The organism is Lentibacillus sp. CBA3610, from assembly GCF_013373365.1.
GTDB lineage: Bacteria > Bacillota > Bacilli > Bacillales > Amphibacillaceae > Lentibacillus.
The window spans coordinates 2,551,469-2,569,019 of sequence record NZ_CP035925.1 but is presented as its reverse complement, the minus strand read 5'-3'; the positions used below and the strand labels follow the sequence as shown (position 1 = coordinate 2,569,019).

The following is a 17,551-nucleotide window of genomic DNA, read 5'->3' as shown; positions in this document are numbered from 1 at the left end:
ATACAGAAAGGGGAAATCAACATGGATTTAGGTTTACAAGATAAGTCAGTTATCGTGACGGCTTCAAGCAAAGGACTTGGTAAGGCGTCTGCCCTTCAATTTGCAGCTGAAGGCGCCAAGGTGATGATTTCCAGCCGCAGTGAAGAGGAGCTGCAGCAAACCGCGGAAGACATCCAAGCTGAAACAGACAATGATCATGTCGCCTACACCGTCTGCGATATGACGAAAGCGGACGATATCCAAAATCTGGTCGATAAGACGGTGGAGCAGTATGGCACGGTCGATGTGCTCATCAACAACACCGACGGCCCACCCGCAGGTACTTTTGACAAAGTGGATGACGATGACTGGCAATTTGCATTTGAATTAAATCTGCTCAGTTTTATCCGTACGACGCGGGCTGTGCTCCCTTACATGCGAAAAGGGGATGGCGGGCGGATTATAAATCTTGCATCATCGTCCATTCAGCAGCCGATTGATAACTTGATTTTATCAAATACTTTCCGTACAGGAATACTCGGTCTGTCTAAGTCTCTGTCTCAGGAACTGGCCCCCGATAACATCCTGGTCAATACAGTCGGACCGGGCCGCATTGCCACGGACCGTGTTGCCAGTCTCGACCAAACAAAGGCGGAAAAATTGAATATCAGTCCCGATGAAGTACGCCAGGATACCGAGCAAAACATCCCAATCGGCCGCTATGGTCAGCCGGATGAATTTGCCAAAATCATCACGTTCCTGGGCTCACAAGCGAACACATACCTCACCGGCCAATCGTTCGTCGTCGATGGCGGCATGGTGAAAGCTATATAAATGTGTGCCGGGGGTCTGTCCCCTGCCGCGTTAACGCGTTAAAGCGATGAGGGACAGACCCCATCTACGGCGGTCGAAGCTTCTTGTTTAATCGAAAGGAGACGTAAAATGACCAACGATGCGAGTCAAATTCGGCAATCCATCAGACAGGGGAAATGGACAAAGCCAACAACCGGCGCCAATCCGGGCAATACGCAGGCAAATCTGGTTATTCTCCCTAAACAATATGCCTATGATTTTTGGCTGTTTTGTATACGGAATCCCAAGTCCTGTCCGCTGCTGGAAGTAACAGATGAGGGCAGTCCAGTCCCGGTAAAAACAGCACCTGATGCAGACTTGCGGACAGACTTGCCGAAATACCGGATCTATCAAAATGGCAAAATGATCAAGGAAGTCACGGATATATCAGATTACTGGTCTGATGATTTTGTTTCGTTTATTATCGGCTGCAGCTTTACATTTGAAAAACCGCTGCTTGATAATGGTATCCCCATCCGGCATATTGATGAGGGCCGCAATGTGCCCATGTACCGGACAAATATCCCATGTGAAAGCGCAGGAGAACTGAGCGGTCCGATGGTTGTATCGATGCGTCCGATGAAACCGGCCGATGCGATTAGAGCCGTGCAGATCACTTCAAGATTCCCGTCAGTCCATGGCGCGCCGGTTCACATTGGCGACCCCGGCACGATTGGAATTAATGACTTAAGCAAACCGGATTTCGGCGATGACGTAACGATTCACGCCGATGAGATTCCCGTATTCTGGGCATGCGGCGTCACACCTCAAGCGGCTGTGATGAACAGCGATAGTGACATGGCGATAACGCACGCGCCGGGACACATGTTCATAACAGATTTAAAGGAAGAAGCACATGCTGTCATGTGAACGTACAGGGTTATGAAGCAGGTTCGTTTTTGCGCTGGAACGGACCTGTTTTTTGGTGTACGGGATTTTCCGGAGACGCGTTTTTCGAAAGCGGATGCCGAAAATCGCGAATCCAGAAAATCGGCGTAAGTCATTTTAAAAACAAATCGCTTTTTCTTAAAAAAGCGTCGATTATTCGAGTTGTTGATAAGGGATAAAAAAGTCGAGCACCGGGAGTATGCAGATCCCCTGTTATTCTTTATTGATTATCTGTTGGAAGTTCCTCGTGAGATGTCAGGGGAGCTGCAAGAGGAGATAGAGCCAATGGTAGAGGAGGTGAATCATATGGAAAGAATGAAATACCCTGACCCACCAACTTTGAAACCGATATATGATAAGATTAGGGTGAAAGAAAGAAAAGAAATAGCTCTGGCAATGCTTCGAAAATTGCGGATGAAGATATCATTGATGTAACAGGACTATCGGAAGAGAAGTTGAATGATTTAAAGTTGGAGCTGTAAGGCTTAGAGAACAGGTCTGTTCTAAGGTTAGAATGGACTTGTTTTTTGCTGGCGATATAGTGAATTGTCTTCATCCAGGAACCGCGCCAAATCGAGCGAGAGTCAACCCAAATCATGCGAGAGCTGCTCTGAAGGGGGGGGTCTGTCCCCCATTGCTTTAACGTATTAGAGCGATGGGGGACAGACCCCCTAGCCCCCCAACAAGCAAATCCTACTTATTAAATCATGTCACCATCTCCTATGACAAATTAGCATTAAGATGAGATTGAATACGCTGCCTGTGCGCTGTACGCTAATGATAGGCTTTATATTTAGAAAGGGGTATATAGCGATGGCGGAAAAAGGCTTCCGTACCAAAGTACAGCGCTTTGGCGGTTTTTTGAGCGGTATGATTATGCCGAATATAGGCGCGTTTATTGCGTGGGGTATTATTACGGCGCTGTTCATGGCGGATGGGTGGCTGCCGAATGAACAGCTGGCAACATTGATCGACCCGATGATCAATTACCTCCTGCCGCTTTTGATTGGTTATACCGGCGGGCAGCTGGTATATGATAAGCGTGGAGGTGTCGTGGGTGCGATTGCCACGATGGGTGTGATTGTCGGTGCTGATATACCGATGTTCTTAGGTGCCATGGTCATGGGGCCATTGGGCGGCTATCTTATGAAAAAAGTGGACGACTTGTTCCAGGACAAGATTCGTTCCGGATTCGAGATGCTTTATAACAACTTTTCAGCGGGCATCCTAGGCGCAATCATCGCAGGTATTGCGGTCAGCCTAATTGGCCCTATTGTTGAGGGTCTTAATAATGCATTGGCAGCTGGTGTTGAAGTGATCATAAATGCCGGGTTGCTGCCACTGGCCAATATCATCATCGAGCCTGCGAAAATTTTATTCCTGAATAATGCCATTAACCATGGCATCTTAAGTCCAATTGGGGTGGAACAGTCAACAGAGGTTGGAAAATCGATTCTGTTCCTGCTGGAGGCGAACCCTGGCCCGGGATTGGGTGTCTTACTAGCGTTTGCTATTTTCGGGGCCGGCACTTCCAAAAGTTCTGCGCCCGGTGCGGCAATCATCCAGTTTTTGGGCGGTATTCATGAAATTTACTTCCCGTATGTGCTGATGAAGCCTGCTTTGCTTCTGGCCGTGATTGGCGGGGGCGTAAGTGGTGTGTTCGCATTTACAATCTTTGATGCCGGACTGGTTGCAACGGCATCACCGGGAAGTATCTTTGCAATATTAGCGTTGACACCGCAGGGTAACTACATCGGCGTCCTGGCAGGTGTGGTTATAGCAACTGTCGTATCATTCCTGATTGCGGCGCTTATACTGAAAACGAGCAAATCATCTGATGAAGACCTGACTGAAGCAACTGGTAAAATGGAAGAAATGAAAGGCAAGGAGAGCTCAGTTGCAGGCAGCCTGAAACAGGATGCGTCAGAAGCAGAAACGGCTGAACGTGATCAAACGCCTGAGACGAATGAGCCGTCTGAAGAAAAGCCTGCAGAAGACGTCGGCAAAATCATTTTCGCCTGTGATGCCGGAATGGGTTCCAGCGCTATGGGCGCATCACTCTTGAAAAACAAATTCAAGAAAGCGGAAATTGAAACGATTGATGTGAATAACACGGCCATCAAGGCGATTCCGGACGATGCGGATATCGTCATTACCCATAAGGATTTAACCGATCAGGCAAAAGAAAAACTGCCGAGTGCCGAGCATATTTCGGTGGAAAACTTCCTGAACAGCCCGAAATATGATGAGCTGACTGATCGTCTGAAAAAGTAACATCAAGCTGCAAGGGAGGTGAACCGCTTGTACCTGTCAGGCCGTGAACGAAAAATGCTTGAGTATTTATTGGAAGCTCAGGAAGCTGTCACGATCAAAACAATCGCTGATAAGCTTGATGTGAGTGAGCGCACCATTCACAGGGATTTAGCCACTATTGAGCGGATTTTGTTTGATTATAACTTGGAATTGCACAAACAATCAGGTGTCGGCCTGCGAATTTCCGGTTCAGAGGCTGATAAAAAACTGATGATGTCAGAGATAGCGGAAACACCGTGGTCCGAATTCACCCCGGCAGAACGCCAGACCATTATTTTATCAACGCTGCTCGAAGCGGATGAGCCGGTCAAACTGTTCACCCTTGCAGCAAACTTGAACGTGACAACCGCAACCGTCAGTCATGATTTGGATCAGCTGGAAGACAGACTTATAAACTTCAGGCTCCAATTAATCAGAAGAAGAGGTTATGGCGTCCGCATTGAAGGCAAGGAAGCTGATAAACGTGCAGCGATCAGCAGTCTGATTTCCGAACATGTGAACACAGCAGACATCGTGTCATTTTTAAAACAGCGGACACGCACGTCTTACACAGACACCATATCTGACCGGCTGCTGGGGCTGGTAAATCCTGAGAAATTAAGCATCATTGAACAGCGCGTGGCACAGACCCGGGATCTGCTGCGATATGATTTGGCAGACAATGCGTATGTTGGGCTGGTCGTTCACCTGGCATTGGCCATTGAGCGTCTGCAAAAGGGCGACACGATCGAATTTGATCAAGCGTATTTAAATGAAATCAGCCAGACTGATGAATACGCGATCGCCGAGAAGCTGCTTCACAATCTTGAAAATGATTTTGATATGACCATTCCAAATGATGAAATCGGCTATATCACCATGCACTTGTTGGGCGCGAAGCTGAGGGCGGATCAGCATTATCTGATTGAAGATTCGAGTCTTGATGTCGCTTATCAGGCAAAAGAAATGATCGATTTTGTAAGCAATCGGCTGGGAAAAGATTTAACCTATAACATCACGCTGCTCAATGACCTCGTCGCTCATTTGAAGCCGTCCATCTACAGGCTGAAGAAAGGCTTAACCATCAGTAATCCGATGCTGGACGAGATCAGGCGCGATTACGATAACCTGTTCAAAATCGTTCAGGATGCCGCGGGTGAGGTCTTTCCGGACATTGCTTTCCCGGAAGATGAAATCGCCTATCTTGTGCTCCATTTTGCCGCAATCCTGCTGCATGACGAAACAGATGCGAGCATGCGGGCGCTTGTCATTTGCTCAAGCGGTATCGGAACAGCGAAAATGCTGGCAACTAAACTGAAACAGCAGATTCCGGAAATTAAGCAGGTAGACAACAAATCGCTGTTTGATCTGGAAAATACCGAAACAGATGACTATGATATTATCGTTTCCACAATCCCACTGGATGAAGCGGCGGATGATTATATTCTGACCTCGCCCATGCTGACAAAACCGGAAGCGGATGAGGTGAAACGGGCGATCCGGAAACGAAAAGCAGCTGTGTTCAAGAAGCCGCATGAGCAGACGAAATGGGACAGCGAACAGTCGGATAGCCGGCAAAAGCTGGAAAGGACACAAACCTATTCGGCGGCCATTCTTGATGTGCTGACGTCACTTGACGTTAAGCGGCTGTCAGGAAAAACATCACAGGAAATGCTGTTACATGAAGTGTGCCATCAACTGGCTGAAAACAGCGTGTTAAACAACCCGGAATCCGTTAAGGACGTTTTAATCGATAGGCAAGCAAAAAGCGGACTCGGCATTCCCGGATCACATCTGGCGCTTTTTCATACACGGACAGACGAGGTCATGCAGCCGAGTTTTACCGTTTATACACTGGATTCGCTTTTAAAAATTCAAAGTATGGACGGAACTGAAATGATGATGAACACACTGCTCGTCATGCTGGCGCCAGCTGATGCGGAACAGGAGCTGCTGGAGGTGCTCAGCTATCTCAGCAGTCTGATCATAGAAGAGGAAAGTATCCACGTGCTTGAATCCGGCGATGCAGACCGGATTGGGGAGCACCTGTCAAAGCATTTTTATAAATGGCTAAACGAAACGATTATGTAAGGAGTGCATCACGTCATGGCAAAAGATATCTTAACGAAAGAAAATATCCATTTGAATCAATCATTGAACAGCAAAGAGGAAGCCGTCCGTTACACCGGTAAAATCCTGGCTGACAACGGCTATGTGCAGGAAGCCTATATTGATAAAATGCTGGAGCGCGAAGAAGTGACATCAACGTTTATGGGCAATTATGTTGCGATTCCGCATGGCACAGAAGATGCGAGAGACTTGGTTCAGGAGACAGGACTTTCCGTTGTCACCGTGCCTGAGGGCGTTGATTTTGACGGCAACACGGTCAAAGTATTGATCGGTATCGCCGGAAAAGAAGGTGAACATCTGGATGTGCTGTCAAAAATCGCGATTGTCTGTTCCGAGGAAGAAAATATCCAGAAAATCGTTGATGCGACATCAGAGGAAGACATCATTAATTTGTTCGATGAGGTGAACTAAATGGAGGCTGTACATTTTGGTGCCGGCAATATCGGCCGGGGCTTCATCGGCGCTTTATTGAATGATTCGGGCTATCACACAACATTTGTCGATGTGAATGATACGATCATCCGCGAAATCAATGACCGCCAGCAATACGATGTCGTGCTCGCTGCGGAAAACAGTGACACATTGACCGTCAAAAATGTCTCGGGGATCAACAGCGTGACCAACCCGGATGATGTCATTGGCGCCATTGTGAAAGCAGACGTCGTCACGACAGCGGTCGGCCCGAAAATTTTGCCGATGATTGCAGAGCTGATTGCCAAAGGACTCCGCAAACGCCTGGAAACCAGCAAGCAGCCTCTGAACGTCATCGCTTGTGAAAACATGGTCGGCGGCAGTACCGTGCTGAAAGAAAATGTATTTGCGCATCTAACTGAAAGTGAACAGACCGCCTCCGCTGATATGTTCGGATTCCCGGATGCAGCGGTCGACCGGATTGTTCCCAACCAGTCACATGCGGATATGCTGCAAGTGTCCGTCGAGCCCTACTATGAATGGGTAGTCGAACAAACCGCTATTAAAGGCGAAAAACCACCCATTGATGGCATTACGTATGTTGATGACTTGAAACCCTATATCGAGCGGAAACTGTTCACCGTCAATACCGGGCATGCGGTCCCTGCCTACATCGGCCATTCGATGGGATATGCCACGATCTATGAAGCCATGCAGGACAAGAGCGTGCAGGAAATTATCGATGGCGCATTGCAGGAATCAGGCGAGGCGCTCATCCGGACATATGGATTTGACAGAGAAGAACACCAGGACTATATTGAAAAAATCATTAAACGCTTCAAGAACCCGCACATTTCGGATGACGTCACCCGCGTTGGCCGCGGTACGATCCGCAAACTCGGCGCACGCGACCGCTTGATTCGCCCGGCCCGTCTTTACTTCGACTTAACCGGGAAAGCACCAGTATATCAGGCAAAAACGATTGCGGCAGCACTGCAATATTATCATGAAGATGATGAAGAGGCTGTTAAACTTCAGGAAACGGTTGCTGAACAAGGCTATAAAAAAACGCTTCAATCTGTATCGGAACTCAAGGCGGACAATCCATTGATTGAGGCAGTCATGAAAGAATTGAAAGAATGAAGGTTAAGAGGGGTCTGTCCCCTGCTGCGTTAACGCGTTAAAGCGGTGGGGGACAGCCCCCCCATACCACACACATATGCGACTACCCTCACGTCGCCCCTCATGCACTAATCCTAATCATCATTAATCGCCACAGCCTCTTCCATTTCCTCTTCCTGCCATCCTTTACAAACATCGACCCATTGTTTGGCGAATGAATAGTTAAATAGTTCCTCTCCCGTTAATTCAATGGCTGAATTTTCACTTCCGCACGCCGGGAACACGCTATCAAAGCGTTTCATTGAGACGTCCAAATAGACATCCAGGTCATTTGCCAATCCGAATGGGCAAACGCCACCGACAGCATGTCCTGTTTGTCTCAGTACTTCGTCGGGGGAAAGCATGCGTGCCTTGAATTGAAAAGCATTGCGGAATTTTTTATTATCGATTTTAGCATCACCGGCCGCGACAATTAGAATGGCTTTGTCTTCTTCAGCCTTGAAGCACAGCGTTTTGGCAATTCGGGCCGGGATGACACCGAGTGTTTCAGCTGCCTGTTCGACTGTGGCACTCAGGGTCTCAAATTCCATGATGTCCTGCTCACGATTCCATTGTTTAAAATGGGATTTGACTTTTTCTAACGACATCCTTATTGCATCCTTTCTTCATATGTATTATGCAGCATCATAACATCCTCTGATTATAAATTGAAAGAGAGCTGAGCCATCACCAATCAATCTCATCCGGATATTCTCCCGTAAAGCGGATTTCGCTGACCGGAACATTTGCTTCGCGTGCGACCTCATCGATCCCCTGCTTGACGTTCTGGTACTCTTTTCCTTTTTCAACAATTCGTTTGGCCATAATCGAAATATTTTTCTTGCGCTTTTCCTTATCCCACTCGAGAAAACGGATGTTCAGCTGATCAATGTACTGGGCGTAATAATTGTCAAAATCGACTAACCAGTGAAACATATTGTTCAGCATCATCTTGAATGCGTGCTGTGAGAGCGTTTCTTCCAGAGATTGGGTGACTGCTGCCTGGAATTGCCTGAGTGTGGTTATAGTTCGATCCTGCGCCGGGTGTTTGAGGATTCTTTCCCGTCGTTCAATAAAATCATTTAATGCCGCGATGGTAAAGAGCATCTGAGGATACAGTGTGTTAAATGAAAAATAGATGTTTTTTGTGGAACCAACCATGTTCAAAAGTGTCATCATATCTTCCGTCATGCCATTATCAACGAATATACTTTCTCTGTCGCCCATGAAAGCATGCCGCAAATCATAGCAGAAACTCAAGATATAGAGACGCACTTGTTCATAGGGCGGATATTCGCCTTCCTCCCCCACAATGTCATGGATCGCTTCGTATAATTGTTCAAAATCGTAAACATCACCGTGAAGCGTGATTCCTGCATAATTTGGTGTGTGTTCGGCTTTTAACACGTGATCAGCTCCTGATATTAAGTTACTGTGTTAAGTTTCACTATATCAAAAAAGGGACAGCAAGTGGTATGATTTTTGTGAACTTTAAATCCAACCTCGGAATACGCTCCATTATGTCGGCCATCGTGAATGATATGCACGGGATGCCGGGAGATGTGACAAGTTCACCTTCCTGGAAAATATTTATAAGATTGTACTGGTCGGCATGAAGGGAATATTGCTCTAAAATGCCCGCTGTAGCGTGCGGGAGGCGCTGAAACTTGAGCTGGAGGGGCGCGGACTCGTGCAAGGGGCACGGCAACTCGTGCGAGAAGCGCCTCAACTCGAGCGAGAGCGGCCCCAACTCGAGCAGGAAGCCTTCGAACTCGTGCGAGAGTCCCGTCAACTCGTGCGACATCCACCTTAGCTCGTGCGAGAGCCCCCAACGCGTGCGACAACATTCCTAACTCGTGCAGCAACAGTCCACCACCCCCGCCAAGAACGATGATTTTCGTCCCCAGCCGAAAATCTATACACTTCCCCCTGCTAATATGCTATATTAATAACAACCCCAAAAATTATATAAAGGAGCAAAACGATGAACCTTAAACAACGCCCAAAACCCCGTCCACTTCAAAAACTCGATGCAGCCATCCCTCGACTCTCACCAACGTTCCCTAATCTTGGCAGAATGCAAGAGGATGCGAGAAAGCACCAACAAGGCTATTCCGGTGAAAAGAAGATCGACTATTTTCTCGACAATCTCGCCCCGATTCACACCATTCTTCACGATGTTTACCTCCGCGAGAACAACAAAAACTTCCAAATGGACTCCCTGGCGATCGCGAACCATTCCATTTCCTTGATTGATTCCAAAAATTATAATGGCACTATCACCTTTAACACCACCCTCCGGCAGCTTACCCGCTCTGACGGCAAGGTCGAATCAGGCTTCGGATATCCCATAACCCAGGTCAATAATCAAAATTTCCATCTGCAAAATTGGCTCAATCAGCACAACTTAGGGCATATTCCAATCAAAAGTTTCGTCGCTATTGCTGATCCATCCACCGTTGTAAAAGTGGAAGGCAGCCAGGAGGAGATCAGTAATTATGTTGTCCATGCCGCTGAACTTCCCGTGCGAATATTGAATGCAGATCGTCAATTTGGCAAAAAGGGTGCGCGGAAGCTCTCAGACTATCAAATTGGCAAGACCATTCTAAGCAAATGCAGTGAATTTGATATTGATTTGTTCAAGAAGTATGGTGTACGGCCAGCGGACATATTGCCTGGTGTGATCTGTCCTGATTGTGGTTGGCGGGGGATGGAGCGAGTCTATAACGGCTGGCACTGCAGGAAATGCCACTGTTTTTCACGACATGCGCACTTGAAAGCCTTAGACGATTATTTTTTGCTGGTGAAAGATTCGATTACAAATAAGGCATGTATGTGGTTCCTCGGCAGTATCAATCGTGGCACAGCAACAAGAATTCTCAAGACAAGCGGCTTGGTATATAATAACGAACATCGATGCTGGCAAAAAGCATAATTCGGCATTTGGCTGGTTTTCGGCGTCCGCCGAAAACCTCTCCTTTTAAGCTTGTTAAGTGCGGATTTTTGGCTAAAGCCAAAAATCATCCATTTGAATGGGCGAGCGATTCACTAACTTGCGGAGCGATTAGCTGAAATTCGTGCGGGAGGCGCTGAGACTCGTGCAGAAAGTGCTCCAACTCGAGCGAGAACCGCCGTAACTCGTGCGAGAACATCTCGAACTCGAGCGAAAGCGTCCTCAACTCGTGCAGGAAGCGCTCCGACTCGTGCGAGAACCACCGTAACTCGTGCAACCTCTCGCCAACGGTGACAGTATAGAAGTACAAGAAATCCACATTCCATTTCATACGGGATGCCAATTAAATGCGTTTGTCCTATAATAGAAAATATACTTGAATCGCAATGGGAGTTGATTACATGAAAGCTTACCAAATCAAAATTGAATTAACCGATTCTGAACCCTTAATCTGGCGCAGAGTCGTCATGCCGGCCGGGGCGACATTTAACAGGCTGCATGATGTGATACAGAACGTAACGAATTTTCAGGGCGGTTATCCCGGCTCATACCACCTGTTTGAATTTGATTTACCGGATGAGAATATGAGAGTGACCAATGATGAAGAGGCGTATCAAGAGCACCAGCATTTTAAGAAAAACCGGAAAGAAATTGAGGCCAAAATGCGGAATGTTCCACCTGAATATGCAGAAATTCAAGAGGCCCGGCTGCGGAATTTGCAAACAGTCATTCGCAAGCAAACCGGTATCAAAATTGATACGTACTTAGAAAAATATGGCGAAATCAACTACATTTATGATTATGGCGATGGTTGGTATTTTCTCATTACGCTGGAGAAGACTATAGAAGATTACCATTACGGCTACCCAACGCTGATAGATGGTGCTGAAACAGCGCCGCCGGAAGATGTGGGTGGTCTGCGGGTTATTATGCGTTTTTAAACATCTATCATGACACAAATCACCCGGAACACGCAGATATGAAAGAATGGGCCGAGGACCAATTGTTCAGGGAATATAATCCGGATTTTATAAATGACATGCTTAAGGATATACATTATAAGAAAACAGAGTGGGATCAGATAGATAAATGATTAAGGATTTCTTGAAAAATAAACCCTGAGGGGGTCTGTCCCTCATCGCTTTAACGCGTTAACGCAGTGGGGGACAGACCCCCCCAACACTAATATCGCAATATCCGCATAAGGTCATAATTTCGATACTTTCTATTTCGTTTGACTTCTCTCTCCGTGAACAGCATATCTTTCCGCACTAAAGAATTCAATGCATTCCGGGCAGTGTTTGGCGCAACACCAATCTTGCCGGCAGCATTCACCGCGTTTGTAAAAGGGGTTGAAAACGTGTAGATCCACACGTTTTTCTCTGATTCTGTCTCACATCGAGCAAGTCCTTGTTCAGCCAGTTGCTCTGCGGCCTCCAGTTTATCATTGATACGGTTGGCCATCCGGTCACAGGCTTTTAAGAAAAATAATAGCCAATCGCCCCACTGAGGATTGTCCCCTCTAACGCCATTTAACATATCGTAATACCTCGGCCGTTCTTTTTCCAGTTCCTCGCTGACAAAGAAAATCGGTTTTGTGATCACGTTTGATTGGATTAAAGATAGAACAATTAAAATGCGGCCAAGCCGGCCATTTCCATCTAAAAATGGATGGATCGATTCAAATTGCGCATGGATTATGGCAGTTTTTATAAGCGGGTCTGCATCCTCATTGAAAATATATTCCGTTTCCTTTATATGGTCCGTCGGCAACGCTTTATGATAGGGATGATGATTAATATAATATTCAAGGTTCTGCATATACGCATCGATCTTATCGGCAGAAACGGGGATATAGCTGGCATCCTCAATTTTGTTAGTGGGGCCAATAAAGTTCTGGCTTTTCCGGTAGCTGCCTGAGCCTTGCGCAGAACCACGTCCGCCTTCCATTAATATATCATGCAATTCCTTTATTAATCTTGACGTAATGGGATAACCCATTCGAATTCTTTCATAACCTTCATATAGTGCTTTCTGATAATTACTGACCTCTTTAATTTCCCAACGCTTGTTTTTATCATTTTGCTCTTCCACCATGTCTGTAAATGTTACCTGTGTCCCTTCAATCCTTGTCGATTCAACCGATTCACTTAACGAAAGGATTTGCACCAATGCTTCACTGACCACTGAATGATTAAATTTTTCCTCCAGGCGGCCCAGTTTATTGTTCACTCCTGAAAGGATCTCCATTATCTTTAAAGCTTCTTCTGTCTTAACCCCGATTGGGAGCGGCATCAACCCTTTTATTCCCATATAAAAACATCCCTTGCCAATATATTTACTTAATTATATATAATATTGACTATTGACGCAAAAATTATAAGAAATTGAGTTAAAAGGGGGGGTCTGTCCCCCGCTGCGTTAACGCGTTAAAGCGATGGGGGACAGACCCCCCCAAACACAAAACAGGTATAAAGAATTATTTAAGAAATTATAAATAGTCCTTTTATCCCCTTAGTAAAAGTTTCTAATTATTTTACAATAATAGGTAACTAAGAAAAACGGCTTAATCCAAAAGAAATTATTGTAGTGGGGTGAAACGTTTGGCAAATGCTGTCTTCCAACTTGATTCGCAAATATCCGGCGTGCAGTGGGCAATAAATTCGATAAATGCCGAATTGCAGCGGAAACAGGAGGATTTGGTCAGGCTGAAAAAGGCATTCTCACAGTTGTTGGATTGCAGTGATGAATTCCGCCACAACAAGGGTGTCTGTCTGGATCCATCCCTGTCTAAAAATACATGGAGCGGAAGTATGGCAAACGATTTTGAGGGGTTCAAACAAAAGGAATTACAGGGAAGCTATCAATCTATTGAAGAGAGAGATTTGCAGACGGTTATTTCCCGAGTGGAATCAGAAATCGAGCAAATCAAACAGGAAATAATTTCGTTGGAGAATAATCGATCATCCCAGCAATCAAGGCTGAATGATTTACATGACCAAAGGAGAAAGGAGCTGCTGAATAATGAGTGAAGAAATCAAACTTAACGATTCAACCGTCCAACAATCACTGAGTGAATTAAAAAACGCGGTCGAGGCAATGGAGAACGCTTTCTCCAAGCATGCTTCAGGGGACAGCTCAATGGAAGTGACGGATAAGCTTCAGCAGATGAAACAACAGTTAGAGAATATAAACTCATCCTACCAAACAGTACTTCGGGAAAACACGGAATCGGCAAATCTTGTGGTTGAAAGACTGAAGGAAACGGATGAAACGGTGGCCTCTTCTTTCCAAGTATTGAAATAAGGGTAAGGTTATTGGAAAGGGGTGAAACGCTATAAAGGTTTTAGATGTACAGCAGCTACATAATGAAATTGACCAAACGACAACAGATTTAACCAGGCTGAAGGAGCAGATCAAAAAAATCCAGACAAAGCTAGATGGGTTTGTCGCGATGGAGGATGCTTTTAAAGGAAAAGCAGCAAATTCCATTCGGGCTTTTTACCAGGAAAGCCATATGCCATTCCTCGTATTTATGGAAGGATTCATCAGGGATTTTCAGGATGCCCTGGCCAAGATCAAAAATTCACTTGCCTCATTGGAGTCTGATGAGCAGGGCTATATCCGCGAATCTTTTTTGCAGGAAGATGTCAAACAGGGATTGAAAAATGCAGAAAATGTTACAATGACTTTAACCGATGAGGCAAACCATGTGATTTCCGCTGTCAGGGATATTGTCCCATTACCTTCTGTGGATGACAGTGACTTTCTCGATCGCTCGCAGCAGGCACGAAAAAAGACAGACCATACACTGGAAAAATTATATACATTTGATTCCGAAAGCACCAGAGCGCTGGATAAACCCCAGAATGATTTGGATTTAATGCAAACCTATATCAATAAACTTGGCGGAATGGTTTCCAGCGGCGACATCAGCATTGGAAATTATTCCGTTCAGCAACTGTCCCAGCACGATTTCCATCAGGCATTGATTTCCGGCGTGCGGGGCAAAGCGGTACAAAATATGTTGTCCCTGGATGTGCTTATAGGCAAAGGGGCCGCAAACCTCCTTTCACGGTATGTTCCGTATTCCGGTGCTTGGATAAACAAGCTGGCGGAAAAGTTTGAGATGAGGACCACTGAGTACAGCTTCCGCGCCTTAAACGTTGTGACAGCATCTGTCGGCAGCGATATCAGTGAGCAGGAATTTGCAACCGTCAAAGGACAGGTCGTGAACACTGAAAAAGTGTCCGATTATAAGAATGAATGGTATGGCAACTACCACACGCTGATGGACGGTAGGATTATCCGAGAATTTATGGATAACGAGGGGAATGTGAATTACAAATTCGTCTCTGAGATCCCGGAGAGCCGGTTGAAGCCTGAGGAAGAGGAAAAAAATGCGTTTCAAAAGTCTGTAGGAGCATTCAAGGAAATTGGATTGGATATATGGAGCGGCCTTGAAGAAAGAGGTCAAAAAGCAACAGATTCATGGTATGATTTTGGTAACTACCTGACGCTTGGCGCATTTGATTTGGCTAAAAATACGCACAGCGGATTACAGTATAATGCCGAAAATATGCTGAACTCCCCATCTGATTTTGCCAATTGGCTGACCATGGGCGGCGTTGATATGGTAAATGGCGCCGTGAGTCCGGATGAGGCCTTTTCAAAAGAGCATTGGACGTCAAGCTTCGGTTTATTTTTAACAGGCGTTGGCGCGAGAGGTATCAGTGCCCCAAAAAATGCTGGGATGCCTAAAACCAATTCGAAAGTAACATCGCCTGATCAAAAGAGCACCGTGTCTGCAGCCCAAGCAACCTCGGCGACACGGAAACTACCAACCCTAACGAATATAAGAGAATGGTACCGTGTGAACGTTCCTGAAATGGGGCTTGTGCAGGATAGTATGGGTGGTTATCATTTTGCGGTGAAGAAGGGTGATGGGGGGAATCGGGTTGAGAGTGGTGGTTCAAGTAAACTCACTGACTATCAAACTTATAAGCATCTTAAGGATTATAAAAACAATAAATACTTTACGAAAAGTGTAGAGTATAATGCAGGCATTGACGGAACGGGATTTACTTATAAAGTTTATCAAAGGGGAGATATCGATTGGAGTTTAGTTCGAACAAGTGGAGCTAAAAAAGGTCGGGGTCTAACAAATGCAGAAGCTTCCTCAAAGTACGGTCTTGCTCCTATTCTTGATGATTTGGGTAATATTGCCACTTTACATCATTCCCAACAAAAGGGTATGGGACCATTATTTGAAGCTTCGACTAGGTATCATAATATCAGTAATGCTAAAAGGCCTCCTTTACATCCTTATAAAGGAAAATTAAATCCATATTCCCCAATGGATGAAACGACTAGAGGGGCATTTCAAAAAATAGACTCTATTAAATATTGGAAAATTCGAGGAAATAGAGAACTGGGAGGAAAATAAAATGAGCAATTTACCTGATAAACTGAATGAAGTAATAGGAGAAGATATATATAAACGAGAAGATAAAATTGCAGTAACGAATTCTTTAGCAAGATTGAATGTGGCAGTATCAGACACCTTCGAAGAATTTTATCAACTTTATGAAGGTCCTTTCTGGGAAGAACATATTCCTTTTGAATTACTGGATATTGTAGAGGACGTCAACAATATTGAGTCTTCTACACAAATTTCTCGAAATGAACATGGATTCCCTAATAAGTTCTTGGTTTTAAGTTCAATGTCAGCAAATGCAGTACTTGTCCTTGATACTAAAACAGACAAAGTGTATACGGTTAATTTTGAAGGTGAAGACGAGTTGCTTTTGAAAGAAGAATTAGAAGAAACTTGGCGGACGTTCTTTGATTTTCTAAGGGACTATTTCAATTGTTAATTGCTAATAAAATAAAGGATTTTGGTAAGAAGGTTGATAGAGTTTTGATTGGGAGTTGAAAATCTAGATTTCACTACTATCCAGATGGATAATGTCTACAATGCTCAGAAAAAAATTGCTATACCATAAAGCTATTAAATAAAACCTTGAAAGGTACAAAGCTTTTCAAGGTTTTAACTTTTTAAAGTCCTTAGATCAAGAACTACCGTTTCACACTTGGAAAATTGTGTTAATCCATAGTGAAAAAGTTTGAAATGAAAATTGCGGAATACAGTTTTAGAGCCTAAAACGTTGTCACAGCAGCTGTCGGCAGCAATATCAGCGAGCAGGAATTTGCGACCGTCAAAGGGCAGGTTGTGAACACTGAAAAAGTTTCTGATTATAAGAATGAATGGTATGGCAACTACCACACGCTGATGGATGGCCGGATTATCCGAGAATTTATGGATAACGAGGGGAATGTGAATTACAAATTCGTCTCTGAGATTTCGGAGAGCCGGTTGAAGCCTGAGGAAGAGGAAAAAAATGCGTTTCAAAAGTCTGTTGGAGCATTCAAGGAAATTGGATTGGATCTATGGAGCGGCCTTGAGAAAGAGGTCAAAAAGCAACAGATTTCATGGTATGATTTTGGTAACTATCTGACGCTTGGCGCATTTGATATGGCGAAAAATACGCAAGCGGATTTACAGTATAATGCCGAAAATATGCTGAACTCCCATCTGATTTTGCCAACTGGCTCACCAATGGCGGCGCTGTTGGATATGGTAAATGACGCCGTGAAATCCGGGATGAGGGCTTTTCAAAAAGAGCATTGGACGTCAAAGCTTCGGTTTATTTTTTACAGGCCGTTGGCGCGAGAGGTGTTTTCGTGCACCAAAAATAAACCGGGATGCCTAAAAAACCAATTCGAAAGTAACATCGCCTGATCAAAAGAGCACCGTGTCTGCAGCCCAAGCAACCCTCGAAAGACACGAAACTACCAACCCTCCACGAACATAAAGAGAATGGT

At 45.2% G+C, this 17,551-nt stretch carries 16 protein-coding genes and 1 pseudogene; 14 read left to right on the top strand and 3 right to left on the bottom strand.

Going from position 1 to position 17,551, the window contains the following annotated elements; all coding sequences use genetic code 11:
- Positions 1-21 precede the first annotated feature (21 nt).
- From Len3610_RS12700 to Len3610_RS12675, 7 genes are all read left to right on the top strand, one after another.
- Positions 22-813 carry an SDR family oxidoreductase gene (locus tag Len3610_RS12700; RefSeq protein WP_176448274.1) on the top strand — a complete coding sequence of 264 codons (792 nt, stop codon included), beginning with the start codon at positions 22-24 and terminating at the stop codon, positions 811-813.
- Positions 814-921: 108 nt separating this feature from the next.
- Complete coding sequence (locus Len3610_RS12695; RefSeq protein WP_176448273.1) at positions 922-1,701, top strand: putative hydro-lyase; 780 nt, start codon at positions 922-924, stop codon at positions 1,699-1,701.
- 324 nt (positions 1,702-2,025) lie between these two features.
- Positions 2,026-2,154 carry a hypothetical protein gene (locus Len3610_RS21040; protein ID WP_255259600.1) on the top strand — a complete coding sequence of 43 codons (129 nt, stop codon included), beginning with the start codon at positions 2,026-2,028 and terminating at the stop codon, positions 2,152-2,154.
- Between the two features lie 378 nt (positions 2,155-2,532).
- Positions 2,533-3,993 carry a PTS mannitol transporter subunit IIBC gene (locus Len3610_RS12690; RefSeq protein ID WP_176448272.1) on the top strand — a complete coding sequence of 487 codons (1,461 nt, stop codon included), beginning with the start codon at positions 2,533-2,535 and terminating at the stop codon, positions 3,991-3,993.
- Positions 3,994-4,020: 27 nt separating this feature from the next.
- On the top strand, positions 4,021-6,102 hold the full coding sequence (locus tag Len3610_RS12685; protein WP_176448271.1) for a BglG family transcription antiterminator: 2,082 nt from the start codon (positions 4,021-4,023) through the stop codon (positions 6,100-6,102).
- A gap of 15 nt (positions 6,103-6,117) precedes the next feature.
- Positions 6,118-6,552, top strand: a complete 435-nt coding sequence (locus Len3610_RS12680) for a PTS mannitol transporter subunit IIA (RefSeq protein WP_176448270.1) — start codon at positions 6,118-6,120, stop codon at positions 6,550-6,552.
- Positions 6,553-7,695 carry a mannitol-1-phosphate 5-dehydrogenase gene (locus Len3610_RS12675; protein ID WP_176448269.1) on the top strand — a complete coding sequence of 381 codons (1,143 nt, stop codon included), beginning with the start codon at positions 6,553-6,555 and terminating at the stop codon, positions 7,693-7,695.
- 113 nt (positions 7,696-7,808) lie between these two features.
- Here the strand turns inward: Len3610_RS12675 and Len3610_RS12670 are convergent, their stop codons facing one another.
- Both Len3610_RS12670 and Len3610_RS12665 read right to left on the bottom strand, forming a co-directional pair.
- The gene (locus Len3610_RS12670) at positions 7,809-8,321 is read right to left on the bottom strand and encodes a YbaK/EbsC family protein (RefSeq protein WP_176448268.1); all 513 of its coding nucleotides are present in this window, start codon (positions 8,319-8,321) and stop codon (positions 7,809-7,811) included.
- Between the two features lie 79 nt (positions 8,322-8,400).
- Positions 8,401-9,120, bottom strand: a complete 720-nt coding sequence (locus Len3610_RS12665; RefSeq protein WP_176448267.1) for a DUF6904 family protein — start codon at positions 9,118-9,120, stop codon at positions 8,401-8,403.
- Positions 9,121-9,697: 577 nt separating this feature from the next.
- On the opposite strand from Len3610_RS12665, the gene Len3610_RS12660 reads away from it, so the two are divergent.
- Positions 9,698-10,648: a nuclease-related domain-containing protein gene (locus Len3610_RS12660; RefSeq protein ID WP_176448266.1), complete on the top strand. Its 951-nt coding sequence runs from the start codon at positions 9,698-9,700 to the stop codon at positions 10,646-10,648.
- Positions 10,649-11,052: 404 nt separating this feature from the next.
- Positions 11,053-11,759, top strand: a pseudogene (locus tag Len3610_RS12655) (plasmid pRiA4b ORF-3 family protein).
- An 89-nt stretch (positions 11,760-11,848) separates the two neighbouring features.
- On the opposite strand, the gene Len3610_RS12650 reads toward Len3610_RS12655, so the two are convergent.
- Complete coding sequence (locus Len3610_RS12650) at positions 11,849-12,979, bottom strand: Fic family protein (RefSeq protein WP_176448265.1); 1,131 nt, start codon at positions 12,977-12,979, stop codon at positions 11,849-11,851.
- Positions 12,980-13,269: 290 nt separating this feature from the next.
- Between Len3610_RS12650 and Len3610_RS12645 the strand changes: the two genes are divergently transcribed.
- The 5 genes from Len3610_RS12645 to Len3610_RS12620 all read left to right on the top strand — a co-directional run bounded on the left by Len3610_RS12645 (position 13,270) and on the right by Len3610_RS12620 (position 17,468).
- On the top strand, positions 13,270-13,698 hold the full coding sequence (locus Len3610_RS12645; RefSeq protein WP_176448264.1) for a YwqH-like family protein: 429 nt from the start codon (positions 13,270-13,272) through the stop codon (positions 13,696-13,698).
- Entirely contained in the window at positions 13,691-13,972 is a 282-nt protein-coding gene (locus Len3610_RS12640) for a DUF5344 family protein (protein ID WP_176448263.1), read from the top strand. Before Len3610_RS12645 ends, Len3610_RS12640 begins: the two co-directional genes overlap by 8 nt.
- Positions 13,973-14,003: 31 nt before the next feature.
- Positions 14,004-16,112, top strand: coding sequence for a ribonuclease YeeF family protein (locus Len3610_RS21030; protein WP_255259903.1), 2,109 nt, complete (start codon positions 14,004-14,006; stop codon positions 16,110-16,112).
- 1 nt (position 16,113) lies between these two features.
- Positions 16,114-16,542: an SMI1/KNR4 family protein gene (locus tag Len3610_RS12625; protein WP_176448262.1), complete on the top strand. Its 429-nt coding sequence runs from the start codon at positions 16,114-16,116 to the stop codon at positions 16,540-16,542.
- 356 nt (positions 16,543-16,898) lie between these two features.
- Positions 16,899-17,468, top strand: coding sequence for a hypothetical protein (locus Len3610_RS12620; protein WP_176448261.1), 570 nt, complete (start codon positions 16,899-16,901; stop codon positions 17,466-17,468).
- The last annotated feature ends 83 nt before the right edge of the window (positions 17,469-17,551 follow it).